The organism is Mycobacterium sp. E1386, assembly GCF_001672745.1.
Classification (GTDB): Bacteria; Actinomycetota; Actinomycetes; order Mycobacteriales; family Mycobacteriaceae; genus Mycobacterium.
Genome location: NZ_LZKH01000099.1, coordinates 1 through 25,770, shown reverse-complemented (window position 1 = coordinate 25,770; position 25,770 = coordinate 1). Strand labels below are relative to the sequence as shown.

Genomic DNA, 25,770 nt, shown 5'->3' with positions numbered 1-25,770 from the left:
ACCAGAATGACTAGCAAGACTCTTACGATCACCGCCGGAATCGTCAGCGCGGTCGTCGTGAGCTGCAGTGCGCGCGCCGACGCACCCGTGTTCCCGGACATCAAGAGCTACACGCCAGTGAATGTGGCAGACTACACGATTGGACTTCCTAACACCGGGCGCACTCCGCTGAATACGGTGTACTTCCTTACACCAGACGGCATCACTTGTGATTTCTTTTCCGGTCAGGCCCAGTGCACCGGCAATAACTTTCCCGCTGTCCCGCCGGCAGCTGGGCCCGGCACGGTGAATGTGATCGGCACCGCCTCCGGCTTAACACAATCCGGCAATCCCATCGCCCCGAACGGGCAGGTGTACGGGCGTTCTCTAAAAACGTTGCCCCCGAAGCATTCCATCACGGTGGACGGTGTGATCTGCGGCGTCGATGACTCAGGCGTGACCGCCTGTAAAGACCCGCAAGGCCGTGGATTTGTGCTGTCACCCCATGGTTCTGCATGGCTGCCACATGTGTGAACGATCCTTCATGCGGTCTTGATCCGGCGTACCGTCTCGGCGAGAAGCTCGTCGAGAGTACTCAGCGGCAGGGGCGGCGTGTCGCCCTTGAACAACCACCCGCCGTCGCTTGCGCTGCTGATGACGATCAGTCCCCGCACCTGGCTGACTCGCAACGCCTCGACGCCTTCACCGCACACGGTGTGACCGCGGACATCAACCTCGCGCATCCACCGGTGCGTGATTCGCACCGTGTCCTCGCCCTCGGCGACAGCCGAATCCGTCTGGAGGAACTGGCGATTCTCTCGGTCCCCGCATACCGCCGGCTTATCTGCCAAATGCTTGGTGCAAGTACCGATTTCGCGCCGGAGGTCGGCCAGGAAATCGTCGCCAACATGCGCCCGGCCGATCATCACTTTGGGCATTGGTGGCTTCCCGGGCCGGCCCGACTTCGACTGGTCGAAGTCCTGCCAAACCGCCAGGGGTTCGTAGCGCGGTGCGGGGACCTGGCCAGCGGATGGGCAAAGAGACCACGACGCGCTACCGGGCTCGCCGGCTAGGGTGTTGTTGTCACCGGAGGCGGTCTCGATGCTGGTGTTCACCGAGAGCGCCGGAAGCAGCGAAGAGATCTGAGCCTGGCTCCAGTCGGCGAGCATCGGCGGCAGCGCCGAACGTGTCAGCGAGCGTCCTGCAGCGCCGATCAATTGGGACAGAACTTGGTTACGCGAAGCCGACGACGGATCGGGTGTGCGATACCAGGCCTGCACGGCCACCCTGTTGGGAAGCACCTTCGCCGCCATGTTGACGACCGAGAACCATTGCCCGCCAGTGTCGCCTGACTGATACTGCGTCAGCTTTTCGCTGGATTCACCGACCAGCCAACCTTGAATGCCGTCGCTGTCCCTGGAGTGGGCAATCGCCCACCCAGGACACCGGCGAGACCATGCGGCCACCGCGCCCGCCACGTCGTCTCCGTCGCCCGCGACGGTGAACCGGACCCGGACGGGTTCGCCACGGGCGAATCGATTGCCAGCCGGCACCCCGGTAGCGGGGGTGTACTCCACATCCAGTTCCGGTTTATCCGTCGCTCCGAACCTCGGCAGGCGTTGGCAGTCTTCGGGAGCGGCCGTTTGACCCGAAAAGGGTGGCCCGGCGCCGAAGTCTGGATGAGGCTCATAAACGCTGACGCCGTTGAAGAGGTTCTCGCCGCCGGCCAGCCCGGGTACACAGCGTGGCAATCGATCGGGCGCGCAATCCCCGCTCTCGGTCGGCGCGGCCGTGAGCGCCGCGGGACTCGACGTCGATCCATGCTTGTGGGTTGTGCAGGCGCCGCCAGTCATCACGAGCCCCGCGACAACGGCAACCCCTGCGAGGGCACGAACGAAACCCCGACCAACCGGCGCCACGGGGCGACTCTACGTCACCGGTCTCGGCCGTGGCGTTGACCACCGAAAGAGCTTGCATGCCAAGGGAGTTAGGCGGCCGCGAAGTCCCCCACGGCGGTCATTTTGGTGCCGTCCCAGGCGGTGGCGAAACCACCCGCGGTGAAAGCGCAGTTTCCGATGATCCCTCGATGCGGAGGGCTTTGCATCCACGAGTCGAGGGCCTGGCCGGGATTAGCGGCAGATCCAGTTCCCCAAAACACGATCTCACCCGTGGCAGCCGTTCCGCTGTAGCCGGCTTCTGCGATGCGCATCCGCGGCGAAGAGCCGTCGGAGCCGATATGGCCGCTCAAACCGGTGCGCAGCATGTCGTCGGCGTGCCGCTGCGCCGCCGCCCTCAACCGTGGGTCGTCTCGCAGTGGCCCGCATGGCTGACGAAGCCCATTGACACCGCTGTACAGCACCGTGCCCGAATCGTCTGCACGCGCGGCGAATTCGGCACCGGAAACCGGAATCCCGAAGAGGACACAGCAAGACGCGAGGATGGCGACGATTTCGACTTTCTTCGTCATGTGGCCTCTTGCCGCGCGCCTTGCAGTTCTCCGTGAGGCAATGCTATCCATTTTCGGCCCGGCATGGCCGAGAATCACGAGGATAACGGTGCACTCACAACGGAGGACGGTCGCCGACTACGCGGACAACCCGGCCGGGGACCGCGTCGAATGTGATCAAAACCACGCCGGCAATTGCTATGCTGCGCCGATGGCGCTGCAGGGTCAACAGCGCGGCTTTGGTCGCATACTCCTGGACAAAGTCAATGTGAAGTATGCGCAATATATCCACGAGTATTTCTATCAGAAGTTCTTCTACCGCTACATGACCCGCAAGCTGTCCGCCAGAGACGTGTTATTCCTCAACTATGGCTACGAAGAAGACCCACCGATGGGCATTCCGCTTTCGCCGTCCGACGAGCCGAACCGGTATTTCATCCAGCTCTATCACCGCACGGCGACGCAAGTAGACCTCAGCGGTAAGCGGGTACTCGAGGTCGGTTGCGGCCACGGCGGTGGGAGCTCATACCTCACCCGAACCCTGCACCCGGCCTCATACACCGCGCTGGACTTGAACTCGGCCGGTATCGCCTTTTGCCGGAAGAGACACCATGTGGCCGGCCTGAAGTTCATGGAAGGCGACGCGGAGAACCTGTCTTTCCCGGACGAATCGTTCGACGCGGTGATCAATATCGAATCGTCGCACCTTTACGCGCAGTTTCCCCGCTTCCTCTGCGAGGTTGTGCGTGTGCTGCGCCCGGGCGGTCATTTCCTCTACGCCGATTTCCGTCTCACCGAGGGGCTTGCCGCATGGGAGGCGCAATTAGCCGACGTGCCGCTGCGGGCCCTCTCGCAACGAGTGATCAATTCAGAGGTCATGCGCGGGATGGAGAACAATTCACAGTGGTGGATGGCGGCGGTCAATGCACTCGTGCCCGCGTTCGCGCGCAGCTTTGCCGTAACCCGTGGCTACCGATTCGTGTGGAACACGTACCAGGGCTTCCGAAGTGGGGGACCGACGGAATACCGGATGTACTGCTTCGTCAAGGCGTGAGGCGGTCTCCCGTGCGGAGAACGCCGTTGGCGGTGGCGGAGGGATTTGAACCCTCGGACGGTTTTAGCCGTCACACGCTTTCGAGGCGTGCTCCTTAGGCCGCTCGGACACGCCACCGCCGAGCAGCTTACCGAACCGCGGGCCCCTTACCCCAATCGCTGGCGGGCGAAGAACTCCTCCAGCGGCGCGGCACACTCGTCGGCGAGCACCCCGCCCCGCACTTCCGGGCGATGGTTGAGCCGCCGGTCGCGGACCACGTCCCACAGCGATCCGACCGCCCCGGTCTTGGGTTCCCACGCCCCGAACACCAGACGGCCCACGCGCGCCAGGACCAGCGCACCGGCACACATCGTGCACGGTTCGACGGTGACCGCCAGCGTGGCACCCTCCAGCCGCCAGCCGTCGCCGAGCGCGCCCGCCGCGGCCCGCAGCGCCAGGATCTCGGCATGCGCGGTCGGATCACCCAAGGCTTCCCGGGCGTTGACCGCGCGGGCCAGCTCGGTTCCGTCGGGCCCGACGACCACCGCACCGATGGGCACGTCGCGCGGACCCGCCGTCGCGGCGACAGACAAGGCGGCGCGGATCAGCTCTTCGTCAGCGATCACCGACCGATGCGGTCGATCACGGCCGAAAGCTGGTCGGCGAAGCCCATCTCCCGGGCGATGCGGCCGAGCTGCTCGTCCGCGTACAGGTCGGCCTCGTCGAGAATGACGCCCAGCACCGCCTCGGGCAGCCCGATGTCGGAGAGCAATCCCAGGTCGCCCTCCTCGAACGGGTCGGAATCCTCCAGGTCCTCGGGGTCGATGTCGGCGTCCAGCTTGTCCAGCACTTCGGCGGCGATGTCGTAGTCCAGGGCGGCGGTGGCGTCGGAGAGCAGCAGCCGGGTACCTGACGGCGCGGGGCGCACGATCACGAAGAACTCGTCATCGACGTCGAGCAGCCCGAACACGGCGCCCGCGCTGCGCAATTCCCGCAGCTCCGTCTCGGCGGCCTTGAGGCTCATCAGCGATTTGCGGGCCATTGGGGAACACCGCCACTGGCCTTCTTCACGCACGACCGCTACGCCGAAACCGTCCGGCGTATCCGCGGACAGGCCTTGGGCTGGGGCCCGTTGTGCTCCCATGGCCGCTTACGGTAGTCGCAGACCAGGCCCCCTGACCAGATGGAGCGAACCGCGGCGACATCTTGACGCACCGCCGACGCCGGATTGTGCCAACCTTAGGTCTGTGGCTAGCCCTGTTTCTCAACCACCGGTGTGCGTGCTCGGGCTGGGGCTGATCGGGGGGTCGATAATGCGGGCCGCGACGGCAGCGGGCCGGGAAGTGTTCGGCTACAACCGGTCGGTCGAAGGCGCGCATGGAGCCGCCGCCGACGGCTTCGACGCGACCACCGACCTGACGGCGACGCTCACCCGCGCCGCCGACGCCGGCGCATTGATCGTTCTGGCCGTGCCCATGCCGGCGCTGGCCGGCATGCTCGCCCACATCGCCGAACTGGCCCCGACCTGCCCGTTGACCGACGTCACCAGCGTCAAACGGGCGGTGCTCGACGAGGTTGTCGCGGCCGGCCTCCAGGAAAAATTTGTCGGCGGCCACCCGATGGCGGGCACCGCCCATTCGGGCTGGGCCGCCGGCCACCCGGGCCTGTTCACCCGGGCGCCGTGGGTGATCAGCGTGGACGACCACGTCGACCCGGTGGTGTGGTCGATGGTCATGACGCTGGCCCTGGACTGCGGTGCGGTATTGGTCCCGGCCAAGTCCGACGACCACGACGCGGCGGCGGCCGCGATCTCGCACCTGCCGCACCTGCTCGCCGAGGCGCTGGCGGTCATCGCCGGGGACGTGCCGCTGGCGTTCGCGCTGGCCGCCGGGTCGTTCCGCGATGGGACGCGGGTGGCCGGCACCGCCCCCGACCTGGTGCGGGCGATGTGTGAGGGCAACTCCGACCAGCTGGTGCCGACGGTCGACCGGGTGATCCAGTTGCTCAGCCGGGCCCGCGAGTCGCTGGTCGCGAACGATTCGGTGGCCGAACTCGTCGAGGCCGGCCACGCCGCCCGCACGCGTTACGACAGCTTTCCGCGTTCCGACATCTTCCACGTCATCATCGGCGACGAGAACTGGCGCGAGGAATTGGCCGCCGCGGGCCGGGCGGGCGGCGTGATCAGATCCGCTCTGCCAAGCCTGGATAGTCGACGATGAAGCCCTCGTCGTCCACGCTCACGACGGTGTCGGCGACCGGGGAGTGCAGCTTGATCCCGTCGTGGCCGCCCGTGCTGGTGTAACTCACGAGGTCCGCGGTGATCGCCATGTCGGGCAGGTTGACGTAGACGACCGGCAAGGTGACCGAGTCCGCCCGCTCGTGCAGGCCGAGCCGCCGGATGGGCAACGCGTTGAAGAACGGGCTGAAGACCACATCGCAGTCAAGCGCGCCGTTGTACCCGGCTCGCCGCTCGCCCTGGTGGTCGGTGACCAGCCACATGTTCTCTTCGTCCCGGGCGATGGACAGCACGCGTTCCCGTTCGGCGAGGGTGACCGTCATTCCCAGCCGCTTGGTGGCGCCGGTCTCGTCGGTCTGCAGGTCGTAGTACGCGCCGAACGCGGGGTTGGTGGCGGTGGCGGCGGCGACGATACGGCCGTTCGCCTTGATCCTCTTGCCGGACACCTGGATTCGTACCGATTCCATCCGGGAGACGTCCTGGGCACGCCAGGTCAACATTGCCTGCCACACGCGCCGAGGGCCATCAGAGGGGTCTGCGTTCACTCACCTACCGTAAGACGTGCGGGCGAACCGCGGCAGGCCTGTCGGGTAAGTGTGGCGAAGTCGTCCGGTGCCCGGCACCGACGCCCACACCACCAACGCGAGCAGCCCGTCCAGCGCCAGCGCCAGCGCGGCCACCATCAAGGCACCGACCAGGGCAAGGTGGAACTCGCGTTCCTTGATTCCGTCGATCAGGTATCGGCCCAGCCCGCCGAGGCTGGCATAGGCCGCCACCGTGGCGGTGGCGACCACCTGAAGCGTCGCGCTGCGCAGCCCACCGAGGATCAACGGCAGCGCGTTGCGCGCCTCCACCCACAGTACCTGCGCCTCCGTCATGCCCATCGCCCTGGCCGCGTCGACCACGGTCGGCTCCACGTTGGCGATTCCCGCGTACGTGCCGGCCAGCAGGGCCGGGACGCCCAGCAGCATCAGGGCGACCAGCGGCGGCCCCATCCCCAACCCGAACAGCAACGTCCCGAGCAACAGCACACCCAGCGTCGGCAGGGCGCGCAACCCGTTGACCGTGCCGACCACCAGCACCGTGCCGCGGCCGGTATGCCCGATGATGAGCCCGGCCGGAACCGCGATCAGCGCCGAGGCGCCCACCGCGACCGCCGTGTACTCGAGATGCTCCAGGACTCGCGCCGCGAGCCCGACCGGGCCGGTCCAGTTGTCGGCGGTCAATAGGTAGGAGATGGCCCCCTGGACGAAGTTCATCGCGCGCCACCCACTATCGGGGCCACCACCGACCGCCGGCGTGGTGAACGCCCGGCGTGCTCCCACGGCGTGGCCAGGCGGCCGGCCACCACGATCAACGCGTCGATGACGACAGCCAGCACGAAGAGCGCGATGATGCCGGCAAGGATCTGATCGCTCTTGTTCGTCTGGTATCCCTCGGTGAACCAGGTGCCCAGGCCGCCGATGCCGATCACCGACCCCACCGAGACCATCGCGATGTTGGTGACAACCACCACCCGCAACCCGGCGACCAGGACCGGAATGGCCAGCGGCAATTCGACTTTCAGCATGCGGGCGATCGGCGAGTAGCCGACGGCGGTGGCGGCGTCGCGCACCTGGGCCGGCACCGCGTCCAGTGCCTCGAGCACCGCCCGCACCAGCAGCGCCGCGGTGTAGGCCGTAAGCGCGACCATGACGTTGGCCTCGTCGAGGATGCGGGTCCCGATGACCATCGGCAAGACCACGAACAGCGCCAGCGACGGAATGGTGAACACGACACTCGCGGTCGCCGTCGTCAGCCGGCGGGCAACCGGTGCGCGTTGCACCGCAGCGCCCAGCGGGATCGCGAGGGCCAAGCCGATCAGCACCGGCACCAACGACAACCGCAGATGGACGATGGTCAGCGCCCAGGCGTCGTCGAGGTGGGTGAGCAGGTAGTGCATGTCGGTTCCCCGGTCAGGTCTTTCTTCGGGTTTCCACCGCGGCGAGCACGTCGTCGGCCAGCACACCGCCGACGACTTTTCCGCCTTCGTCGACGGCGAGGCCCACACCCGACGGCGACGACAGCGCCGCATCCAGCGCCTGGCTGAGGTTCCCGCGCGGACGAAACAACGAGCCGAGGCCACTCATGCTGTCCGACAACGGCATTCCCGCACGATGCCGGCGCAGGCCTTCGGAATCGATCCAGCCCAGCGGAGCGCCATCGCCGTCCACCACCACCGCCCAGCCGTCCGCCGGGCCGGTGTCGGCGAGGTCGTACGCCCTGATGCGTTGCACGTCATGCACCGGCAAGCCGGCCGCGTCGATGAGTTGCAACCATCGATAGCCGCGGCCGAGACCGATGAACCTCGAGACGAAATCATTGGCAGGGCGTGACAGCAGCCGTGCGGGTTCGTCGTACTGCTGCAACGTGCCGGCCCTGAAGACCGCGACTTTGTCCGCGAGTTTGAGCGCCTCGTCGATGTCGTGGGTGACGAAGACGATGGTCTTGTGCAATTCGCTCTGCAGACGCAGGATTTCGTTCTGCAGGTCAAGCCGAACCACCGGGTCGACGGCCGAGAACGGCTCGTCCATCAACAAGACGGGCGGGTCGGCCGCCAGCGCACGCGCCACACCGACGCGTTGTTGCTCACCGCCGGACAGCTGCGCGGGGTAGCGGGTGGCCAGCTTGGCGTCCAGCCCGACACGTTCGAGCACCTCGTAGGCGGCGGCACGAGCCGTCCGGCGGGACTGCCCCTTGAGCACCGGAACCGTTGCGACGTTGTCGATTACCCGCAGGTGCGGCATCAGGCCGGCGTGCTGGATGACGTAGCCGATCCCGAGGCGCAGCCGCACCGGGTCCAGGGTGGACACGTCCACGCCGTCGATGGTGATGGTGCCGGACGTGGGCTCGATCATGCGGTTGACCATGCGCAGGGCCGTGGTCTTGCCGCTTCCCGACGAGCCGACGAAGACGGTCAACTTCCCGTTCGGGATCACCAGACTCAACTGGTCCACCGCGGTGGTCCCGTCGGCGAAGGCCTTGCTGACTTTGTCGAAGACGATCATGCGCCGACCGGATGGTTGAAACCGTTGTCCCGCAGCCAGTCCCGGGCGGCCTGGTCGGGGTCGACACCGGAGTTTCCCGCAACCGCGGCGTTGAGTCCGGCCACCCCGGCGGTGGTCAGCTTCGCCGACACGGCGTCCAGCACCTGCTTGAGCCGGTCCGACTTCTTCTGCGAATTGACCAGCGGCACAATGTTGCCGGCCACGAAGTTGTGCTCCGGGTCCTCGAGCACCACCAGATGGTTCTGCGGGATCGCGGGGGACGTGGTGAAAACGTTTGCGGCGTTGACCCTTCCCTCCACCAGGGCCCGCACCGTCACCGCGCCGCCGCCGTCGTTGATGGCGACGAAGTCGCCCGGCCTGATGTCGAGTCCGTACTTCTGCCGCAGCCCGGGCAGGCCGGACGGCCGGTTCGCGAAGGCCGACGGCGCCCCGAACCGCACGTCCGCCGAATGCGCTGCCAGGTCGGCGATCGTCTTCAGCTTCCACGAATCAGCGGTCCCGCCCGTCACCGTCACGGTGTCGGTGTCGGTGGCCGGCGAGGGCGTCAGGACCGCCAGGTCGCCGGGCAGCCTGCGGTCGAGTTCCAATTCGACGGCGTCGAGCATGGTCGCCGTCGACTCGGGCGCGAAGTAGAGCAGCAGGTTGCCGATGTACTCCGGCACCAGGTCGATGGAATGGTCTTTCAGCGCCGGGATATAGGTCTCCCGGCTGCCGATCCCCATCCGTCGGCCCACCTCGAATCCGTTGGCCTGCAACGCTTGTGCATATATCTCGGCGATGATCTGCGATTCCGGAAAGTCGCCGGACCCCACGACGATGGATTTGGGGCTGCGGACCTGGGCGCCCAGCGGGTCGGAGCTGCTGCACGCCACCAGAACGGAGATCACCGTGAACAACACGGCCGCTTGGATGACCGCGCGGTGCGCGCGCGACGGCATCCCCATACCGCCGACACTAACCTCAGAGTCGCCCGCGCGCCGGGACCCAGCGGGCCGGTTGCGCGGTTTGGTTTCATTCTGTGCCGGATGGGACAAAGATGACCCTATGAGCAGCCATCCCCCTGCCTCGCCCAGCCAGCCGCCCCCCAAGCCCGCAGCGGCACCCAAGCCGGGCGCGGCGCCCAAGGAGCCGGCGATCGGGTTCACCCGCGCCGGCGCGCTGTGGTCGTCCCTGATCGGCGGCTTCCTGATTCTGATTCTGCTGCTGATCTTCATCACCCAGAACACGGCGGAGACGCCCTTTACGTTCTTGGGCTGGCACTGGCGCCTGCCGCTGGGCGTGGCCATCCTGCTGGCGGCGGTGGTCGGCGGGCTGATCACGGTGGCCGTCGGTACCGCGCGAATCCTGCAACTGCGCCGCGCGGCCAAGAAGCATCACGCGGCGGCGCGCTAGGGCCTAACCGGGGAGCTTGGCCAGCTCCGCCAGCCCGCGGGAGATCAGCGGGGCCACGACCTCCGGCATGTGGTCGGAGTCCATCCCGCGAGCCTGGTCCGACATCCGCCGGCGGAAGTCGATGCCGGCGGCGATGATGGCCAGCTTGAAGTAAGCCAGGGCCATGTAGAACTCCCAATGCGCCAGCGGCAGGCCGGCGACCAGCGAGTACCGGTCGGCCAACTCGTCGGCCGTCGGCAACAGCGGTGACGTCCAGGCCGCCTGCGCGTTGACGATCAAATCCAGCGCCGGGTCGCGGTACACGCACATCAGGGCCGCATCGCTGAGCGGGTCCCCGAGGGTGGACAGCTCCCAATCGACCACGGCGCGCACTTTCGTCGGGTCGTCGGCGTCCAGGATGGTGTTGTCGATCCGGTAGTCGCCGTGCACGATCGACGTGCGGCTCTGCTGCGGGATGGCCTCTTGCAGACCGGAATGCAGGCGCTCGACGTCGGCGTCGCGGCGGTCGTCGGGCAGCCGCACCAACGCCCACTGGGAACCCCACCGCCGCACCTGGCGCTCCAGGTAACCGCTGGGCTTGCCGAAATCGGCCAGTCCCACGGCCTCGGGGTCGACGTTGTGCAGGTCGACGAGGACCCGGATCAGCGAGTCGACGCAGCCCTCGATGACGGTGTGGCTGAAGGCTTCGAGCTGGGCGCGACGGCGCACCACCTGGCCTGCCACGAATTCGACGATCTGGAACGGCGCGCCCAGCACCGAGTCGTCCTCGCACAGCGCGATCGCGCGCGCCACCGGGACGGGCGTGTCCCGCAGCGCGGCGACGACCCGGTACTCACGGGCCATGTCGTGCGCAGACGGGGTCAGGCCGTGCAGCGGCGGGCGCCGGACCAGCCAGCTGGTGGCGTCGTCGTAGACGCGGAACGTCAGGTTGGAACGGCCACCGGAAATGAAGTCCGCGCGCAGCTCACCGTCGCGTCCGATGCCCAGTGAACGCAGGTACCGATCCAGCGAGGCCAGGTCGAGGCCCTCAAGTTGGTCAGCTGAAGTCACCGGACTTGTTTACCACCTCTGATTTCGCGGCAGCAGGTCCCACACGTGCTCGACTCCATTGACCCCCGCCACGGTCGCCTGACCGGATCGCGAGTACAGCAACCGGGTGACCGACGCGTAGTCGACGGGAAACGACAACAGCCGGGAGGTCCCCAAAATCTGGTGCAGCAGGACGTTGATCACCCCGCCGTGGCTGAACACCGCGACGGTGTCCTCGGGATCGACGGAGGCGACGAGGTCGTCGACCGCCGCGCGCACCCGGGCCAGAAACGCGTCCTCGTCGACCGCGCTGGGCAGGTGCCCCTGGGCCAGGCGCGCCCACTCCTCGGGCATTTCCTGGCGGATCTGCTCGACCGGGATGTACAGCGGCAGATCCCGGTCATATTCGGCGAATCGGTCGTCGATCTCGACCGTGAGCTCCCGCGCCGCCGCGACCGGCTCGGCGGTCTGGATGGCGCGCCGCTGGGGGCTGCTCACCACCCGGGAGATGGGAAACCGGTCCAGCGCCTTGGGAAGTCGCTCGATCTGCGCCAGCCCCTCGTCCGACAGGTCCGGGTCGGAGCCCTCGCCGTGTTCGCTGCGCAGCGGCAGGGCGTGCCGGACCAGAAGCAATTGCATGGGTGTGTCCCTGTCTGTGGTTGAGCGCGACGTGTTCATTCAAAGCATGCGGACCGGTCCGCGCAAAATGAGGCTCAGCAGGAGGCCGACCGCGAGGAGGGCGAATGACCGAGCCGAGCAGGGATTGGGACGTGGCGTACCGGCAGGAGACGCCGCCGCCATGGAGCATCGGGCGGCCGCAGCCCGAGCTGGCCATGCTGATCGACGCGGGCAGTATCCGAAGCGATGTGCTGGACGCCGGCTGCGGCCATGCGGCGCTGTCGCTGGCCCTGGCCGCGCGGGGGCACACCGTGGTGGGCCTGGACAGCAGCGCCACCGCGATCGAGGCCGCCGCCATGGCGGCCGCGGAACAAGGACTGACGACGGTGACTTTCGCGCAGGCGGACGTCACAAACTTCCGCGGTTATGACGGCCGCTTCGCCACGATCATGGACAGCGGGCTGTTCCATGCGCTGCCGCCGGAGAAGCGCCAGGACTATCTGCAGTCGATCCTCCGGGCGGCCGCCCCCGGGGCGGCGCTCTACATCCTTGCCTTCGCCGCCGGCGCGCTGGGCGACGTCGATCACGGTGGGCCGCGCGGCTTCACCGAAACCGAGTTGCGCGACGCCGTCTCGGCGCTCTGGCGGGTCGACGAGCTGCGCCCGGCCAAGGTGTACGGCAACGCGCCCGCGGTTTCCGATGGTCCGTTGGCACACCTGGAACGCGACGACGACGGCCACTTCATGGCGCCCGGGTTTCTGCTCACCGCGCACAAGCCGGACTGAACGAAAGGGGCAGCGGCCCGCGTGGAGAATGCTATTCTCCACACAGAGAGCGGGGTGTGCGGATGACGACGATGGATCAGGACCGGCTTGACGCGGGGGTTCTTGCCCGCTGGCTGGATGCGAACGGTGCGCCGGGCGCCGGTGAGGAACCGCGGCTGGAGCAGCTGAAGGGCGGTTCGCAGAACACGCTGTATCTGCTCGACCGCGGCGGCGAGCGGATGGTGCTGCGGATGCCCGGCCCCCGCGCCGATGCGGCGCGCATCGACGGCTTGCTGCGCGAGATCCGGCTGGTGCGTGCCCTGTCCGGCACCGACGTCCCGCACGCGGCGCTGATCGCCGCCGACGACACCGGCACCGTGCTCGGCATGCCGTTCTACGTCATGCAGGCCATCGACGGCTGGAGCCCTATGGACGGCGGGTGGCAACCACCGTTCGACACCGACCTGAACGCCCGGCGCGGGCTGGCCTTTCAGCTCGTCGAGGGCGCGGCGAAGCTGGGGCGGGTGGACTGGCGGGCTCAAGGTCTGGACGGCTTCGGCCGCCCGGACGGATTTCACGAGCGACAGGTCGACCGCTGGCTGACCTTCCTCGACGCCTACAAGGTGCGCGACCTACCGGGCCTCGACGAGGCCTCGGAGTGGCTGCGCAACAATCGGCCCGCGCATTACCGACCGGGCATCATGCACGGCGATTACCAATTCGCCAACGTGATGTTCGCCCATGGGGAGCCGGCGCGGCTCGCCGCGATCGTGGACTGGGAGATGACGACGGTCGGCGACCCGCTGCTGGACCTGGGGTGGTGCCTGCTGGGCTACGACGGCGAAGAGCCGCGCGCCGACGGGTTCTATCTCGACATGACCGGCATGCCCACCCGCAGCGAACTGCTGCGGCACTACGAGTCGGTCAGCGGGCTTTCCACCGAAAACATCGACTACTACCTGGTGCTGGCGAATTGGAAGCTCGGCATCGTGCTGGAAAAGACCTACGCTGCGGGAGTGAAGTCCGGGAAGGTCGACCCCAAGATCCAGGACGCCTTCGGGACGATGATCCCGCAGCTGATCGCCACGGCGGCCGAACTGACCAGGGGCCATTGAGATGGGTTATGCCGACCGGCTTTTCGATCTGACCGACCGGGTCGTGCTGATCACCGGCGGAAGCCGAGGACTGGGCCGCGAGATGGCGTTCGCCGCCGCGCGCTGCGGCGCCGACGTGGTGATCGCCAGCCGCAACATGGACAACTGCGTGAGCACGGCCAAAGAAATCGAGGCAGAAACCGGGCGCTCCGCTATGCCGTACCAGGTGCACGTCGGGCGCTGGGACCAACTCGACGGCCTGGTCGACGCGACCTACGACAGGTTCGGCAAGGTGGACACGCTGATCAACAACGCCGGCATGTCACCGCTGTACGACAAGCTGACCGACGTCACCGAGAAACTGTTCGACGCGGTTCTCAACCTCAACCTCAAAGGGCCGTTCCGGTTGTCGGCGTTGGTGGGCCAGCGGATGGTGGCGGCCGGCCGCGGGTCCATCATCAACGTGAGCACGGCCGGGTCGTTGCGCCCCACTCCCGACATCGTTCCCTACGCCGCCGCCAAGGCCGGGCTCAATGCCATGACCGAGGCGCTGGCGAAGGCGTTCGGGCCGTCGGTGCGGGTCAACACGCTGATGGCCGGCCCCTTCCTCACCGACGTGAGCAAAGCGTGGAATCTCGACGCCGCCCAGGGCACGCCGTTCAAGCACCTGGCACTGCAGCGCGCCGGAGAACCGGCCGAAATCGTCGGGGCCGCACTGTTTCTGGCATCGGACGCCTCCAGTTTCACCACCGGTTCGATCCTGCGCGCCGACGGTGGAATTCCCTAGCGTGGCGAGCCGGGCGGCGGGTCGCCGCCAACAAAAGAGTAGGAGCATTCGAATGTCTTGGGACTTCTCCACCGAACCGGACTTCCAGCGGAAAATCGACTGGGTCCGCGACTTCGTCCGCGAAGAGGTCGAGCCGCTCGAGGTGCTGTTCCCGGGTTGCGAGTTTCTGCCACTGAATGAAGAACGCCGTCGCATCGTCGATCCGCTCAAGCAGCAGGTCCGCGACCAAGGCTTGTGGGCACCGCATCTGGGCCCCGAACTCGGGGGCCAGGGCTTCGGCGCGGTCAAGCTGACGTTGATCAACGAGATTCTGGGCCGCAGTCCCTGGGCGCCAATCGTTTTCGGTACGCAGGCGCCCGACACCGGCAACGCCGAAATCATCGCGCGCTTCGGAACGCAGGAACAAAAGGACCGCTACCTCGCCGGCCTGCTGTCCGGGGAGATCTTCTCGTGCTTCTCGATGACGGAGCCGCAGGGTGGCGCCGACCCGCGGGTGTTTCGGACGCGCGCCTTCCGCGACGGCGACGACTGGGTGATCACCGGTCGAAAGTACTTCTCCTCCAACGCCTCCGTCGCCTCGTTCTTCATCGTCGTCGCGATCACCGACCCGGACGTGCCCGTCCATCGGGGCGCCTCGACGTTCCTGGTGCCGGCCGGTACCGACGGGCTGACCATCGAGGCCACCCACCACCTGGTCGGCGCGCTGCCGCACGAACCCGGGCACTCCCTGGTGCATTACGAGGGCGTCCGGGTGCCGTCGGACGCGCTGTTGGGTGAACCGGGCCAAGGCTTCATGATCTTGCAGACCAGGCTGGCCGGCGGGCGGCTGCACCATGCGATGCGGTCGATCGGGGTGGCCCAGCGCGCGGTGGAGATGATGGCGCGCCGCGCGAAAAGCCGTTTCACGCAGGGCAGTTCGCTGGCCGATAAGCAGCTGGTTCAGGCATTCATCGCCGACTCCTACACCGAGCTGATGCCGTTCCGGCTTGCGGTGCTGCACGCGGCGTGGCTGATCGACACCGCCGGGGAGCATGCGGCCCGCGCCGAGATCGGCGCCTGCAAGATCCTGGCCTCCCAGGTGCTGAAATCGATTGGGCTGCGGGCGATCCAGGTGCACGGTGCGCTGGGCACCACCGACCAGCTGCCGCTGGTCAACGTGCTGCTCGGCGGGGTGGCGCTCGGCCTGGCCGACGGGCCGACCGAGGCCCACAAGGTCAACCTGGCCCGGCTGCTGCTCAAACACTACGAGTCCGAAGACGCCGAGTGGCCGAGCGAACTGCTGGACATCCGGCGGGAGGCCGCACGCACCAAGTACGGCGACCTCGTCAACCGTGTGCCGGCGCTGCCTGATTCGCCGTGAGCAGCAGGGTGACCGCGGCGGTCGAACGGGCGCTCGACGACCGCCAGCGGGAGGCTACCGAGGAGGTGGAGCGCATCCTGGCCGCGGCGGTCCGTGTCATGGAACGGGTCGCGCCGGAGCCACCTCGGGTGAGCGATATCGTCGCCGAGGCCGGTTCCTCCAACAAGGCGTTCTACCGGTATTTCGCCGGTAAGGACGATCTCATCCTGGCCGTCATGGAACGCGGTGTGGCCATCGTCGTGTCCTACCTCGAGCACCAGATGGCCAAGGAGCGCGAGCCGCGCGATCGGGTCGCCCGCTGGATCGAGGGCGCGCTCGCGCAAGTGGCCGACCCGCACCTGAGCAGCCTGAGCCGGGCGGCCGTCGGACAGATGTCGGCCGGCGCGAATTGGCGTGCGGCCGATCAGGAGATGTTGCGACCGCTACGCGATCTGCTCGTCGAACCCGTTGCGGCGCTGGGAAGTAGCGATGTCGAGCGCGACGTCGAGGCCGTGTTCAGTTGCACCGCCGCGAACATGCGCCGATATGTGGGGTCGGCCGACCGGCCTGAATCCGACGACATCGCACACCTGGTGGGCTTTTGCCTGCGCGGCCTGGGGGTCGGTTGATGCGCGCCGTCGTCTGCCGTTCCTACGGCACTCCGGAAGACCTTGTCCTCGAGGACGTCGATGACCCGGTTCCGGCACCGGGGCAGCTGCTGGTGCGGGTGCACGCCGCCGCGGTCAATTTTCCCGACGTGCTGTTCATCGCCGGCAAGTATCAGGTGAAGATTCCGCCGCCGTTCATACCGGGCAACGAGATCGCCGGTGAAGTGATCGCCGCCGGCGCAGGCGCGCCGTTCGAACCGGGGCAGCGGGTTTCCGGGACCACCTTCGGCGCGTTCGCCGAACTGGCGCTGCTGGACGCGAGCCAGGCGGCGCTCGTGCCCGACGACGCCGACTTCGGGTCGGCCGCCGCCTTCGGCGTGACCTACCGCACCGCCTACCACGCGCTGCGCTCGACCGCCGCGGTGGCAGAAGGTGATTGGGTCGTGGTGCTGGGCGCCGCCGGCGGTGTGGGGCTGGCCGCCGTCGACCTGGCCGTCGCCATGAAGGCCCGGGTGCTGGCGGCCGCTTCGAGCCCGGAGAAGCTCGAGCTGTGCCGGCGGCGGGGCGCCGAGGCGACAGTCGACTATGACCGTGAAGACTTGAAGTCGCGCATCCGCGAGCTCACGGGCGACGCCGCCCGAGTGATCATCGACCCGGTCGGCGGGCCGTACGCGGAGCCGGCGCTGCGCGGGTTGGCGCGCGGCGGCACCTTCGTCACCCTGGGCTACGCGGCGGGCACGATACCCGCGATCCCCCTCAATCTCGTTCTGCTCAAGGACATCTGCGTGCGAGGCATGGAGATCCGCACATTCATGACCGACCACCCCGACGAGGCCGTCCGCGACATGCGGGAGCTGTCGGAGATGTTCGCCGCCGGCACGATCCGGCCGTACATCGGCGCGCGGTTCCCGCTGTCCGAAACCGCCGCCGCGCTGCGGCATGTGGCCGACCGGAAGGTGTTGGGCAAGGTCGTCATCGACGTCACGGCGTGACGATGTCGAAGCTCGGGTCCGGCTGATCGAGCGCATCCAGAAATGCCCGCAGTGCCGCCTGGTCGCCGGATACCTGTAGGCCGGGCGAGGCGAAGTCGCCCAGCGCCGCCGTCAGCAGCCGGGATTTGCCGGCCAGCTCGACCGTGACCGTCGCGGTCGCGGGGTCGGCCGCCACCCTGCGGTACACGAGCACCCCGTTGCGCAGGGTGAGCCGGTAGTTGGCGGTCAGATCGGCGAAGGCGATGTCGATGGCGAGGTCGAGATCCCAGCTGCGCGGCCCGTCGACACGGATGGCGAGGCTGTCGAAGATCTGCTCCGGGGTCAGCTGCAAAAGCATGGTGGGCGAGGTGACCTGAGTCGCGGTGCCGAAGTTCCCACCGCGCAATTCCGTTGCGCCGCTGAGGAAGAAGTTGCGCCAGGTGGCATTCTCGGCGCCGTAGGCCAGCTGCTCGAGCGTGGCCGCGTACAGCGCGCGGGCGACGGTGTGCGCGCTGTCGGTGAAGATGGCGTGGTCCAGCAGCGTTGCCGCCCAACGGAAGTCACCGGTGTCGAATGCGGTCTGGGCCAGTTCGACAACCCGGTCGATTCCGCCCATCGCCTCGACGTAACGCGGCGCGAGCGTCTCGGGCGGATGCGGCCACAATCGGGCCGGGTTGCCGTCGAACCAGCCCATGTAACGCTGGTAGACGGCCTTCACGTTGTGACTGACCGACCCGTAATACCCGTGGGTGTGCCAGGCGCGCTCGAGCGCGGGCGGCATCTGGAACATCTCCGCGATCTCGACCCCGGTGTGGCCGCGGTTGAGCAGTCGCAACGTCTGGTCGTGCAGGTAGGCATACAAGTCGCGCTGCAGCGACAGGAATTCGACGATGCTCTCCCGCCCCCAGATCGGCCAATGATGGGAGGCGAACACCACATCGGCGCGGTCGGCGAAGACGTCGATGGCCTCGGTCAGATAACCAGACCAGGCGTGTGGGTCGCGCACCAGGGCACCGCGCAGGGTCTGCAGGTTGTGCAGGTTGTGGGTGGCGTTCTCGGCCATGCACAGCGCGCGGAAACGCGGGAAGTAGAAATGCATTTCGGCGGGCGCCTCGGTGCCGGGCGCCATCTGGAACTCGATCTCAACACCGTCGATGGTGTGTCTCTCGCCGGTCTCGCGGACATCGAGGGTGGGGACGATGATCGCCACCTCGCCGGTGGAGGTCGCCTGGCCCAGCCCGCATCCCACCTGGTCCCGCGGTCCGCGGGACAGCAGGGTGCCGTACATGTAGGTCGCCCGGCGCGTCATGGCCGGACCGGCGTAGACGTTCTCCTGGACCGCATGTTCGACGAAGCCTTCCGGTGCGAGCACGGCCACCGCGCCCGCGTCCACATCCGCCTGTGAGGTGACGCCCAACACGCCGCCGAAGTGGTCGACGTGGCTGTGGGTGTAGATGACCGCGACGACGGGCCGGTCGCCCCCGCGGTGCGCGCGATACAGCGCCAGTGCCGCCGCCGCGACCTCCGTGGACACCAGCGGGTCGATGACGATGATGCCGGTGTCGGTCTCGACGAACGTGACATTCGAAAGGTCGAAGCCACGGACCTGGTAGATGCCCGGAACCACTTCGTAGAGGCCCTGTTTGGCGGCGAGCGTGGACTGCCGCCACAGGCTGGGGTGCACCGACGGTGGGGCGGGACCACCGAGGAAGGAGTAGGCGTCGTTGTCCCAGACCACTCGTCCGTCGGCCGACTTGATGACGCACGGGGACAGGGCGGCGATGAATCCGCGATCGGCGTTGTGAAAATCCGCGTCGTCATCGAATGGCAGCGTGTGCGCGCGATGCGCCGCCTCGATGACTGCGGTGGGGGGTGTGCGCTCCACGCCAATACAGTGCCACCAACGCACCATTTCGCGAGGCGTTGCGGCGCATATTGTCGACCGGCCAACGAAGACTCAAACAATTATCCGGAACCCTAGATGTTCGGCTCAGTTAAACCGCATACTGCCCCAGACGGCCCTCAATGCCGAGGGTCGCAACTTTCGGGCAAAGGAGAACATGTGAAGCGTGGACTGATGGTCGCGGTGGTCGGAGCGGCAGTTCTGGCCGCCGGTATTTCCGGCTGTTCCAGCAATAAGTCGAGTTCGGGCGGTTCGGGCACCAGCTCCGCGGTGAACACCTCGGCGGGCGCTGCCAGCGGAACCAAGGTCATCATCGACGGCAAGGACCAGAACGTGAGCGGCTCCGTCGTCTGCACCACGGCCGGCGGTAACACCAACATCGCGATCGGTGGCGCCGCGACCGGCATCGCCGCCGTGGTCACCGACGCCAACCCGCCCCAGGTGAAGTCGGTCGGGCTGGGCAACGTCAACGGTGTGACGCTGGGCTACACCTCTGGGACCGGCCAGGGTAACGCCTCCGCCGAGAAGAACGGCAACAGCTACAAGATCACCGGGACAGCCACCGGGGTCGACATGGCCAACCCGATGCAACCGGTGAACAAGCCGTTCGAAATCGACGTCAATTGCTCTAGCTAGCTGAGGACGCGGGCGGTTGCCACCCGTTGAGTGGCAACCGCACCGTGAACTCGGTGTGGCCGGGTGAACTGTCCACGGTGATCGTTCCGTCGTGGGCCTTGACGACGGCTGAGACGATCGCCAGACCCAGCCCGGTGCTCCCACCCTTGCGGGAACGCGAGGTATCACCACGGGCGAACCGCTCGAACACTTCCGACTGAAGCGCCGCCGGGATGCCGGGGCCGTTGTCGATGACCTGCAGCACGGTGTTCGCCGGCTCGGTGCTCAACCGGGTGGTCACGACCGTGCCCGCGCCGGTGTGCAGGCGGGCGTTGGCGAGCAGGTTGGCCAGCACCTGGTGCAGCCGGGCCGCATCACCGGTGACGATCACGGGTTCCTCGGGCAGGTCGAGCTCCCACTGATGGTCCGGCCCGGCGACGTGCGCATCGTTGACCGCGTCGACCGCCACCCGCGACAGATCGACCGGCTCGCGTTCCAGCGGCCGGCCGGAGTCCAGCCGGGCAAGCAGCAGCAGGTCCTCCACCAGGCGCGTCATCCGTTCGGTCTCGGAGGCCACCCGGCTCATCGCGTGCTCCACCGCCTCCCGGTCGTCACCCATGCGCTGGGTCAGTTCGGTGTATCCGCGGATCGCGGCCAACGGCGTGCGCAGTTCGTGACTGGCGTCGGCGACGAACTGGCGGACACGGGTCTCGCTGGCCTGCCGGGCCGACAGCGCGGCCGCGATGTGATCGAGCATCCGGTTAAGAGCCGACCCCAGCTGGCCCACCTCGGTGGAGGGGTTCGCGTCGGATTCGCGCACCCGCAGCGGCAGCTCGACCTCACCGCGATCCAGCGGCAGGTCGGCCACCCTGCTCGCGGTCTGCGCGACGCGGCGCAGCGGAGCCAGCGCCCGCCGGATGATGACGACCCCGGCGATCGTCGCGGCGGCCAGCGCGACCGCGGTGACGATCGCGAAAATGACCAGCATCCGGATCAGGGTGGCGTCGACGTTGGCCATCGACAGGCCCGTGACGATGGTGTCGCCTCCATTGCGACTCGGGGCCGCGACCACCCGATACCGGCCGAGCCCGTCCAGGTCCAGGGTGACCGGCGCACGGCTGCCGGCGATTTGCTCGAGCTGCGCCTGGGCGGCCGGGGTCAGCGCGGCCCGGGTGCCGCTGCTGGTGAGGTAGCCGGCGTCCACAGTCTTGCCATGGTTGACCACCGCGGCCACCATGCCCGCCGGCTGACCGGGGGCGTCAAGGAATCGTGGGCCCGGACCGGGGCGGGGATAGTACGAGTGCTCGCGCCGCGGGCGGTTCGGTTCGGGGTACATCAGCGCCGAACGGAACGACGTGCCCGCGAGTTGCCCGTCGAGCTGCTTGACCAGGTGGTGGTTCAGCGCCAGCTCGGTCACCGCGGTTATGCCGACACACACGATGGCCAGCACGACGATCTGCCCGACCAGCAACCGCAGCCGCAGGGACCAGGTCCGCCGCGCATTGGCCGACGGTCGCGACCCGCTTCGCCCGGCTTCGCCGCGCTTGCGATCGCTCCTGGCCGACGGTCGCGACCCGCTTCGCCCGGCTTCGCCGCGCTTGCGATCGCTTCTGGCCGACGGTCGCGACCCGCTTCGCCCGGCTTCGCCGCGCTTGCGATCGCTTCTAGCGAGCCGGCTTGAGGACATAACCCGCGCCACGCAGCGTGTGGATCATGGGGTCGCGACCGTTGTCGATTTTCTTGCGCAGATACGAGATATAGAGCTCGACGATGTTGGACCTGCCGCCGAAGTCATAGCTCCATACCCGGTCGAGGATCTGGGCCTTGCTCAGCACGCGCTTGGAGTTGCGCATCATGAATCGAAGCAACTCGAACTCGGTGGAGGTCAACGCAATTGGCTCGCCGGCCCGGGTGACCTCGTGACTGTCCTCGTCGAGCACCAGATCACCGACCACCAGCTGCGCGCCGCTGTCCACCGTCGTCACTCCCGTGCGTCGCAGCAACGCCCGCAGCCGCAGCACCACCTCTTCGATGCTGAACGGCTTGGTGACGTAGTCGTCGCCGCCCGCGGTCAACCCGGCGATGCGGTCTTCCACGGCGTCCTTGGCCGTCAGTAAGAGCACGGGCAGCTGCGGGGTCTCTTCGCGCAGCTTGTGCAAGACATCGAGCCCGCTCATATCGGGCAGCATCACATCGAGGACGACCACGTCGGGGCGTTGGGCGCGGGCGGCGGCGATGGCGGATGCCCCATCGCTCGCGGTCGCGATGTTCCAGCCCTCGTAGCGCAGCGCCATCGACACCATTTCGGCAAGCACCGACTCGTCGTCCACGACCAATACGTTGATCGGGTTCCCATCGGCACGACACATCACGACCCGCTCGACGGAGGATCGGGGATGCGTCACACGTTCCAGTATGCGCACCGCCCTGAGCCGCCGCTATGGCCTACCTTTGCACACCCTGTGAACGGGATCGCGCGACCGCTGAGCAGTCGCGCGATCCCGTTTTCCCGGCGAAGTGGCTAATACCAGTAGCGCCGGCCGGCGACTGGGCGGCCGATCGAGCCCATAATCCACAGCACGGCGCCGATGACGAGCACGACGACGCCGATCTCCCAAAGCAGGGGGACGCTGAACACAAACCCGAGAATAAGTAGGACTACGCCGAGGACGATCATGACGACTCCTTTAGGTGAGGGGCACTAGGACACCAGGCATTGAACTGGGCTGCGGAACATGGCAGTCCTTGACTTTCGGGTTGACGCCCCCGTAATTCAAAGGCCCCGCGATGACGGTCAACGCAATGTTTCCCGCCGTTACACAACTGGTTGAGTCACCTTTGAAGTAGTCGCGTTGCCATGCCGCAAACACCCCGATGAGCAGCCATACCAGGGCAATGGTGCCGATGATTCCGCTGCCACGCATGGTGACCTCCAATGTGGTCGAGAAAAATTTCTCGTGGACCATAGTTACCCATTCGACTTGTGTTTAAACCTTCGTGAGGGTGAATTCGGCAGTGTGCCAGCGGAGCCCGGGGACTAAGTGCGGTCGGCGAGCCACGCCGTGGCCCGCCTCTTCGACGCCCGCGAAAGCCACGCGTCCTGGATGAGCTCGGCCAGTTCGGTCCTGCCGATTTCGGGTAGCCGGGCGGCCCGCACAAGTACCGATGGATGTCCGGCAAAGTGGTCGGTGGTGAAGAACGGCGAATCGGGATCCTGGGTCAGCGCCAACTTGTCGCTCTCCGACTCCACCCAGAGCATGATCACGTCGGCATAGCGCTCGCCGGTGGCCGGATCGATCGCGTCGGGCTGGGGCGTGCGGAAGAACACGAACGACTTACCGCCCACCTGATAGATGGCGTTGCCCTTCGGACCCTCCAGGCGCTGAACGTGCGGCATCGACGCGGCGATCTTGTGCACGTCGCTCACTCGGGCGGGTCGATCGGCCACACCGGCGAGGGTAGCGGCCGTGACACCCTAGCCGCGTCGCTGCGCGGACACGTACAGCGTGGGCGGCATCGTGTGTTCCGCTTCCTGCGGAACGTTGCGGCCGTAACGAGCCATCAACTCCGAAAACGTCGCCGTGGCGACGTCCCAGCCCCGGTCTCGCAGCCAGCCGTCGACGGCGGTGCGCTCTTCGGGATACCAGAGGTCGTCGTAGTCGGTGATCTCGGAGTCGACCAGCTTGGCGGCCGCGGCTCGCATGCGCTGCATGTCCTCGCGCTGGCGCCGGACGAGCTCGGGATCGGTGAATCCCGCGCCCGGCACGTTCGAAGCCAGCCAGCTGCCGTCCGCGCTGAGGGAATGGATGCGCTCGAACAACAAGTCCTGGGCCTGGGCGGGCAGGTAACGGACCAGACCCTCGGCCGACCAGGCGGCGGGCTTGGTCGGGTCAAATCCTGCCTCCTGCAACGCGTTCGGCCAATCCTGCCGCAGATCGATCGGCACGTTCACCAGGCGTGCCTTCGGTTGGGCACCGTGCTCGCGCAGCGTGTTGGATTTGAAGTCCAGCACCTTTGGCTGATCCAGCTCGTAAACGACCGTGCCGTCGGGCCACGGCAGCCGCCAGGTGCGCGCGTCCAATCCGGCGGCCAGGATCACCACCTGCCGCACGCCGGAGTCGGCCGCGCCCAGGAAGAACTCGTCGAAAAAGGCTGTCCGCGTGGCCATGAAGTCGATCATCAGCTGGATGCGCGTACTCACCTCCGGCTCAAGCTCCACCGCCTTGGCCAGGAGTGCGGGATCGGCGTAGATGCTCCACATGCCTTCGCCCGCGGCGTCGACGAACACGCGCGCGAACGGGTCTTTGATGAGCGGGTTGGCGCTCTCGGTCTCGGCGGCCCGCGCCGCCGCGACGCCCAGTGCGGTGGCTCCCACGCTTTGGGTGATGTCCCAGGAATCGTTGTCGGTACGCGGCATCGCCAGTTCCCTTCACGCGCGAGTCAGTTAGTTCCGCACACTATTGTTCCAGCCTCCGCCGCCCGGGGCCCCTTCGCGAGGGTGGCCTACGCTTTTTCCCAGACGGCCCACAGGGTTGCAGAGGAGCGCTGGCATGACGGAAGTGTTTGCCCCGATCGGCACGGGCCCCGCGTGGATGCGGTGAACCTGGACGCCGTCGCGGCGTGGATGTCCGAGCAGGGACTCGGCGAAGGCCCGTTGGAGGATGTTTCCGCCGTCACCGGTGGAACGCAGAACGTCATGGTCCGGTTCACCCGGGCCGGCCGGCCCTATGTCCTGCGCCGGGGGCCGCGACACCTGCGTCCGCGGAGCAACAGCGTCATCCTGCGGGAAACGAAAGTCCTTGCGGCACTGGCCGGTTCCGACGTTCCGCACCCACACCTGATCGCCGCCTGCGAAGATCCCGCCGTGCTGGGCGACGCCGTCTTCTACCTGATGGACCCAGTCGACGGGTTCAACGCCGGCGAGGGACTGCTGCCGCTGCATGCGGGCGATGCCGCCGTCCGGCACGGCATGGGCCTGTCGATGGCCGATGCGCTGGCCAAGCTGGCCGCCGTCGACCACGTCGCGGTGGGGCTCGCCGACTTCGGCAAGCCGGAAGGCTTCCTCGAACGCCAGGTGCCGCGCTGGCTCTCGGAGCTGGAGTCCTACAGCGACTATGACGGCTACCCGGGACCGGACATCCCGGGCATCGAGGAAGTGTCGGCCTGGCTGGAGCGCCATCGGCCGGCGACGTGGACGCCCGGCATCATGCACGGCGACTACCACGCCGCCAACGTGATGTTCTCCCGAACTGGGCCGGACGTGGTCGCCATCGTCGACTGGGAGATGTGCACGATCGGCGACCCGCTGCTGGATCTGGGCTGGCTGCTGGCCACTTGGCGCCAGCCCGACGGTTCCACTGTGTTCAGCCACGCCCTGGGCGGTCAGGACGGTTTGGCCAGCACCGACGAACTCTTCCAGCGCTATGCGGCCAACACCACCCGCGACTTGTCGAATATCACCTGGTACACGGTGCTGGCCTGCTTCAAGCTGGGCATCGTCATCGAGGGGACACTCGCCCGGGCCTGCGCGGGCAAGGCCGAAAAGGAGGTCGGCGACCAGCTGCACGCCGCGACGGTGCACCTGTTCGAGCGCGCGCTGGGCATGATCGAGGGCCAGCGCTGATCCACTAACATCTCCGTTCGTGCCGCCTTATCCCGAGGAACCCGACTACTACTCCGAGCCCACCCAGGCCGCGCGGTATGGCGGCGGGTATTACGACGAGCCGGCGCCCCAGCCCGAGCCGCCCACTCCGTGGTACCGCCGCCCCGCGGCGCTGGTGGCGGCCGGCGCGATCGGGGTGATCGTGCTTGCGCTCGTGGCCTTTGCGGTGGTCAAGCTGGTGGCCGGTTCGCCCGCGCATAGTCCGGCAGCGACGACTACGACCACCGCGCCGACCACAACGGTGACG

General features: G+C 67.4%; 28 protein-coding genes, 1 tRNA gene and 3 pseudogenes. 13 read left to right on the top strand and 19 right to left on the bottom strand.

Annotated features, from left to right (window positions below; translation table 11 throughout):
• The first annotated feature begins 6 nt into the window (after nt 1-6).
• Nucleotides 7-513, top strand: a complete 507-nt coding sequence (locus A5709_RS27445; RefSeq protein WP_082953198.1) for a hypothetical protein — start codon at nt 7-9, stop codon at nt 511-513.
• Nucleotides 514-521: 8 nt separating this feature from the next.
• Here the strand turns inward: A5709_RS27445 and A5709_RS11570 are convergent, their stop codons facing one another.
• Nucleotides 522-1,457 (bottom strand): hypothetical protein, encoded by a 936-nt coding sequence (locus A5709_RS11570; RefSeq protein WP_231986959.1) that lies wholly within the window; start codon nt 1,455-1,457, stop codon nt 522-524.
• A 509-nt stretch (nt 1,458-1,966) separates the two neighbouring features.
• Nucleotides 1,967-2,446 carry a CAP domain-containing protein gene (locus A5709_RS11565; RefSeq protein WP_197520124.1) on the bottom strand — a complete coding sequence of 160 codons (480 nt, stop codon included), beginning with the start codon at nt 2,444-2,446 and terminating at the stop codon, nt 1,967-1,969.
• 304 nt (nt 2,447-2,750) lie between these two features.
• On the opposite strand from A5709_RS11565, the gene mtf2 reads away from it, so the two are divergent.
• Entirely contained in the window at nt 2,751-3,479 is a 729-nt protein-coding gene (gene mtf2, locus A5709_RS11560) for a fatty-acid O-methyltransferase Mtf2 (protein WP_231986960.1), read from the top strand.
• Nucleotides 3,480-3,506: 27 nt separating this feature from the next.
• Here the strand turns inward: mtf2 and A5709_RS11555 are convergent.
• The 3 genes from A5709_RS11555 to A5709_RS11545 all read right to left on the bottom strand — a co-directional run bounded on the left by A5709_RS11555 (nt 3,507) and on the right by A5709_RS11545 (nt 4,602).
• Nucleotides 3,507-3,596 (bottom strand) — tRNA-Ser (locus tag A5709_RS11555).
• 29 nt (nt 3,597-3,625) lie between these two features.
• Nucleotides 3,626-4,084: a nucleoside deaminase gene (locus A5709_RS11550; protein WP_067943321.1), complete on the bottom strand. Its 459-nt coding sequence runs from the start codon at nt 4,082-4,084 to the stop codon at nt 3,626-3,628.
• On the bottom strand, nt 4,081-4,602 hold the full coding sequence (locus A5709_RS11545; RefSeq protein WP_067748783.1) for a tRNA adenosine deaminase-associated protein: 522 nt from the start codon (nt 4,600-4,602) through the stop codon (nt 4,081-4,083). Before A5709_RS11545 ends, A5709_RS11550 begins: the two co-directional genes overlap by 4 nt.
• Nucleotides 4,603-4,732: 130 nt before the next feature.
• Here A5709_RS11545 and A5709_RS11540 point away from each other — a divergent pair, with 130 nt between their 5' ends.
• Nucleotides 4,733-5,677 (top strand): prephenate dehydrogenase, encoded by a 945-nt coding sequence (locus A5709_RS11540; protein ID WP_197520123.1) that lies wholly within the window; start codon nt 4,733-4,735, stop codon nt 5,675-5,677.
• Here the strand turns inward: A5709_RS11540 and A5709_RS11535 are convergent.
• The 5 genes and pseudogenes from A5709_RS11535 to A5709_RS11515 all read right to left on the bottom strand — a co-directional run bounded on the left by A5709_RS11535 (nt 5,640) and on the right by A5709_RS11515 (nt 9,685).
• Nucleotides 5,640-6,239, bottom strand: coding sequence for a putative glycolipid-binding domain-containing protein (locus A5709_RS11535; RefSeq protein ID WP_156673061.1), 600 nt, complete (start codon nt 6,237-6,239; stop codon nt 5,640-5,642). The genes A5709_RS11540 and A5709_RS11535 overlap by 38 nt on opposite strands.
• A 4-nt stretch (nt 6,240-6,243) precedes the next feature.
• Nucleotides 6,244-6,953, bottom strand: a pseudogene (locus A5709_RS11530) (ABC transporter permease).
• On the bottom strand, nt 6,950-7,636 hold the full coding sequence (locus A5709_RS11525; RefSeq protein WP_067943312.1) for an ABC transporter permease: 687 nt from the start codon (nt 7,634-7,636) through the stop codon (nt 6,950-6,952). The pseudogene A5709_RS11530 and the gene A5709_RS11525 overlap by 4 nt, the downstream one beginning before the upstream one ends.
• Nucleotides 7,594-8,741, bottom strand: a pseudogene (locus tag A5709_RS11520) (ABC transporter ATP-binding protein). Before A5709_RS11520 ends, A5709_RS11525 begins: the two are co-directional and overlap by 43 nt.
• The gene (locus A5709_RS11515; RefSeq protein ID WP_067943308.1) at nt 8,738-9,685 is read right to left on the bottom strand and encodes an ABC transporter substrate-binding protein; all 948 of its coding nucleotides are present in this window, start codon (nt 9,683-9,685) and stop codon (nt 8,738-8,740) included. The pseudogene A5709_RS11520 and the gene A5709_RS11515 overlap by 4 nt, the downstream one beginning before the upstream one ends.
• Before the next feature lie 100 nt (nt 9,686-9,785).
• Here A5709_RS11515 and A5709_RS11510 point away from each other — a divergent pair, with 100 nt between their 5' ends.
• Nucleotides 9,786-10,133: a lipopolysaccharide assembly LapA domain-containing protein gene (locus tag A5709_RS11510; RefSeq protein ID WP_067943306.1), complete on the top strand. Its 348-nt coding sequence runs from the start codon at nt 9,786-9,788 to the stop codon at nt 10,131-10,133.
• A gap of 3 nt (nt 10,134-10,136) precedes the next feature.
• Here the strand turns inward: A5709_RS11510 and A5709_RS11505 are convergent, their stop codons facing one another.
• Both A5709_RS11505 and A5709_RS11500 read right to left on the bottom strand, forming a co-directional pair.
• Nucleotides 10,137-11,183 (bottom strand): phosphotransferase family protein, encoded by a 1,047-nt coding sequence (locus tag A5709_RS11505; protein WP_068007526.1) that lies wholly within the window; start codon nt 11,181-11,183, stop codon nt 10,137-10,139.
• A 9-nt stretch (nt 11,184-11,192) separates the two neighbouring features.
• Entirely contained in the window at nt 11,193-11,801 is a 609-nt protein-coding gene (locus A5709_RS11500) for a histidine phosphatase family protein (protein ID WP_068119957.1), read from the bottom strand.
• Between the two features lie 104 nt (nt 11,802-11,905).
• Here A5709_RS11500 and A5709_RS11495 point away from each other — a divergent pair, with 104 nt between their 5' ends.
• The 6 genes from A5709_RS11495 (at nt 11,906) to A5709_RS11470 (ending at nt 17,364) form a co-directional block, all read left to right on the top strand.
• The gene (locus tag A5709_RS11495) at nt 11,906-12,565 is read left to right on the top strand and encodes a class I SAM-dependent methyltransferase (RefSeq protein ID WP_068119955.1); all 660 of its coding nucleotides are present in this window, start codon (nt 11,906-11,908) and stop codon (nt 12,563-12,565) included.
• A gap of 62 nt (nt 12,566-12,627) precedes the next feature.
• A complete protein-coding gene (locus A5709_RS11490) occupies nt 12,628-13,659 on the top strand; it encodes a phosphotransferase family protein (RefSeq protein WP_068119954.1) in 1,032 nt (343 codons plus the stop codon).
• 1 nt (nt 13,660) lies between these two features.
• Nucleotides 13,661-14,425 (top strand): SDR family NAD(P)-dependent oxidoreductase, encoded by a 765-nt coding sequence (locus A5709_RS11485; protein ID WP_068119951.1) that lies wholly within the window; start codon nt 13,661-13,663, stop codon nt 14,423-14,425.
• Nucleotides 14,426-14,477: 52 nt separating this feature from the next.
• Nucleotides 14,478-15,785 carry an acyl-CoA dehydrogenase family protein gene (locus A5709_RS11480; RefSeq protein ID WP_067944533.1) on the top strand — a complete coding sequence of 436 codons (1,308 nt, stop codon included), beginning with the start codon at nt 14,478-14,480 and terminating at the stop codon, nt 15,783-15,785.
• Nucleotides 15,782-16,393 carry a TetR/AcrR family transcriptional regulator gene (locus A5709_RS11475; RefSeq protein WP_067944534.1) on the top strand — a complete coding sequence of 204 codons (612 nt, stop codon included), beginning with the start codon at nt 15,782-15,784 and terminating at the stop codon, nt 16,391-16,393. The genes A5709_RS11480 and A5709_RS11475 overlap by 4 nt, the downstream gene beginning before the upstream one ends.
• Complete coding sequence (locus A5709_RS11470) at nt 16,393-17,364, top strand: NADPH:quinone oxidoreductase family protein (RefSeq protein WP_068119949.1); 972 nt, start codon at nt 16,393-16,395, stop codon at nt 17,362-17,364. Before A5709_RS11475 ends, A5709_RS11470 begins: the two co-directional genes overlap by 1 nt.
• On the opposite strand, the gene A5709_RS11465 is transcribed toward A5709_RS11470, so the two are convergent.
• Nucleotides 17,354-19,255 carry an alkyl/aryl-sulfatase gene (locus A5709_RS11465; protein ID WP_068119946.1) on the bottom strand — a complete coding sequence of 634 codons (1,902 nt, stop codon included), beginning with the start codon at nt 19,253-19,255 and terminating at the stop codon, nt 17,354-17,356. The genes A5709_RS11470 and A5709_RS11465 overlap by 11 nt on opposite strands.
• Before the next feature lie 150 nt (nt 19,256-19,405).
• Between A5709_RS11465 and A5709_RS11460 the strand changes: the two genes are divergently transcribed.
• Nucleotides 19,406-19,882, top strand: a complete 477-nt coding sequence (locus A5709_RS11460; RefSeq protein WP_068119944.1) for a lipoprotein LpqH — start codon at nt 19,406-19,408, stop codon at nt 19,880-19,882.
• Here the strand turns inward: A5709_RS11460 and A5709_RS11455 are convergent.
• The 6 genes from A5709_RS11455 to A5709_RS11435 all read right to left on the bottom strand — a co-directional run bounded on the left by A5709_RS11455 (nt 19,875) and on the right by A5709_RS11435 (nt 24,278).
• Nucleotides 19,875-21,338 carry a sensor histidine kinase gene (locus A5709_RS11455; RefSeq protein WP_369827312.1) on the bottom strand — a complete coding sequence of 488 codons (1,464 nt, stop codon included), beginning with the start codon at nt 21,336-21,338 and terminating at the stop codon, nt 19,875-19,877. The two genes, A5709_RS11460 and A5709_RS11455, sit on opposite strands and share 8 nt — an antisense overlap.
• Nucleotides 21,339-21,525: 187 nt before the next feature.
• Entirely contained in the window at nt 21,526-22,230 is a 705-nt protein-coding gene (locus tag A5709_RS11450) for a response regulator transcription factor (protein WP_066954966.1), read from the bottom strand.
• 152 nt (nt 22,231-22,382) lie between these two features.
• Nucleotides 22,383-22,538, bottom strand: coding sequence for a DUF6131 family protein (locus A5709_RS28410; protein ID WP_090419013.1), 156 nt, complete (start codon nt 22,536-22,538; stop codon nt 22,383-22,385).
• Between the two features lie 10 nt (nt 22,539-22,548).
• Nucleotides 22,549-22,797, bottom strand: a complete 249-nt coding sequence (locus A5709_RS11445) for a hypothetical protein (RefSeq protein WP_046182738.1) — start codon at nt 22,795-22,797, stop codon at nt 22,549-22,551.
• A 101-nt stretch (nt 22,798-22,898) separates the two neighbouring features.
• Nucleotides 22,899-23,309: an MmcQ/YjbR family DNA-binding protein gene (locus tag A5709_RS11440; protein WP_068007544.1), complete on the bottom strand. Its 411-nt coding sequence runs from the start codon at nt 23,307-23,309 to the stop codon at nt 22,899-22,901.
• 27 nt (nt 23,310-23,336) lie between these two features.
• Complete coding sequence (locus A5709_RS11435) at nt 23,337-24,278, bottom strand: class I SAM-dependent methyltransferase (protein WP_068119942.1); 942 nt, start codon at nt 24,276-24,278, stop codon at nt 23,337-23,339.
• A gap of 207 nt (nt 24,279-24,485) precedes the next feature.
• On the opposite strand from A5709_RS11435, the gene A5709_RS11430 reads away from it, so the two are divergent.
• Nucleotides 24,486-25,484 carry a phosphotransferase family protein gene (locus A5709_RS11430; protein WP_231972050.1) on the top strand — a complete coding sequence of 333 codons (999 nt, stop codon included), beginning with the start codon at nt 24,486-24,488 and terminating at the stop codon, nt 25,482-25,484.
• 19 nt (nt 25,485-25,503) lie between these two features.
• Nucleotides 25,504-25,770: pseudogene (locus A5709_RS11425) on the top strand (hypothetical protein); the annotation flags it as partial.

Bases quoted from the DNA above. Each gene is read 5' to 3' on its own strand.
- A5709_RS11490 (WP_068119954.1), top strand. From the start codon at position 12,628: ATGACGACGATGGATCAGGACCGGCTTGACGCGGGGGTTCTTGCCCGC.
- A5709_RS11435 (WP_068119942.1), bottom strand. From the start codon at position 24,278: ATGCCGCGTACCGACAACGATTCCTGGGACATCACCCAAAGCGTGGGA.
- A5709_RS11485 (WP_068119951.1), top strand. From the start codon at position 13,661: ATGGGTTATGCCGACCGGCTTTTCGATCTGACCGACCGGGTCGTGCTG.
- A5709_RS11525 (WP_067943312.1), bottom strand. From the start codon at position 7,636: ATGCACTACCTGCTCACCCACCTCGACGACGCCTGGGCGCTGACCATC.
- A5709_RS11470 (WP_068119949.1), top strand. From the start codon at position 16,393: ATGCGCGCCGTCGTCTGCCGTTCCTACGGCACTCCGGAAGACCTTGTC.
- A5709_RS11545 (WP_067748783.1), bottom strand. From the start codon at position 4,602: ATGGGAGCACAACGGGCCCCAGCCCAAGGCCTGTCCGCGGATACGCCG.
- A5709_RS11430 (WP_231972050.1), top strand. From the start codon at position 24,486: ATGTCCGAGCAGGGACTCGGCGAAGGCCCGTTGGAGGATGTTTCCGCC.
- A5709_RS11465 (WP_068119946.1), bottom strand. From the start codon at position 19,255: ATGGTGCGTTGGTGGCACTGTATTGGCGTGGAGCGCACACCCCCCACC.
- mtf2 (WP_231986960.1), top strand. From the start codon at position 2,751: ATGACCCGCAAGCTGTCCGCCAGAGACGTGTTATTCCTCAACTATGGC.
- A5709_RS11510 (WP_067943306.1), top strand. From the start codon at position 9,786: ATGAGCAGCCATCCCCCTGCCTCGCCCAGCCAGCCGCCCCCCAAGCCC.
- A5709_RS11500 (WP_068119957.1), bottom strand. From the start codon at position 11,801: ATGCAATTGCTTCTGGTCCGGCACGCCCTGCCGCTGCGCAGCGAACAC.
- A5709_RS27445 (WP_082953198.1), top strand. From the start codon at position 7: ATGACTAGCAAGACTCTTACGATCACCGCCGGAATCGTCAGCGCGGTC.
- A5709_RS11480 (WP_067944533.1), top strand. From the start codon at position 14,478: ATGTCTTGGGACTTCTCCACCGAACCGGACTTCCAGCGGAAAATCGAC.
- A5709_RS11515 (WP_067943308.1), bottom strand. From the start codon at position 9,685: ATGGGGATGCCGTCGCGCGCGCACCGCGCGGTCATCCAAGCGGCCGTG.
- A5709_RS11565 (WP_197520124.1), bottom strand. From the start codon at position 2,446: ATGACGAAGAAAGTCGAAATCGTCGCCATCCTCGCGTCTTGCTGTGTC.
- A5709_RS11450 (WP_066954966.1), bottom strand. From the start codon at position 22,230: ATGTGTCGTGCCGATGGGAACCCGATCAACGTATTGGTCGTGGACGAC.
- A5709_RS28410 (WP_090419013.1), bottom strand. From the start codon at position 22,538: ATGATCGTCCTCGGCGTAGTCCTACTTATTCTCGGGTTTGTGTTCAGC.
- A5709_RS11495 (WP_068119955.1), top strand. From the start codon at position 11,906: ATGACCGAGCCGAGCAGGGATTGGGACGTGGCGTACCGGCAGGAGACG.